1 protein-coding gene is annotated in these 351 nt (G+C 31.9%); it reads right to left on the bottom strand.

Features of this window, described 5'->3' with window-relative positions:
• Positions 1–143: 143 nt before the first annotated feature.
• Positions 144–351 (bottom strand): hypothetical protein (locus CWC16_RS20110; protein WP_212747464.1); only part of this gene is annotated, 208 nt, incomplete at its 5' end.

Genomic DNA, 351 nt, shown 5'->3' with positions numbered 1-351 from the left:
TCAACGATTCAGTTTTTGTTTGTCCATTTACGGAAATCACACCATAGAAGCCTACTAAGAATCCCAACAAATATTTTTTATACATATCAATTTTTTTAAATTTTTTTAGTCTACTAAAATAATAGACAAAAGTAAAATAAAATTTATTTATTACTTAATAATAGTACACTATTAATAAAAAGTCTTGCAGTTCCAAGCCAATAACTTCTATACGTAGGATCATCTGCAAACAGCACAACCTGACCGGCTCCTACAGCACTTTGGATAATGGCAGCCGAATTACTAATTCGCGAGATATTTTGTTTTGAGGCATACCCATTGATGAAGGGCTTATCGGTATATTTCGCTACT

The organism is Pseudoalteromonas sp. S3776, from assembly GCF_005886915.1.
Classification (GTDB): Bacteria; Pseudomonadota; Gammaproteobacteria; order Enterobacterales; family Alteromonadaceae; genus Pseudoalteromonas.
Note: the sequence above shows the minus strand (reverse complement) of the source record. Positions and strands in the feature narration are given on the sequence as shown.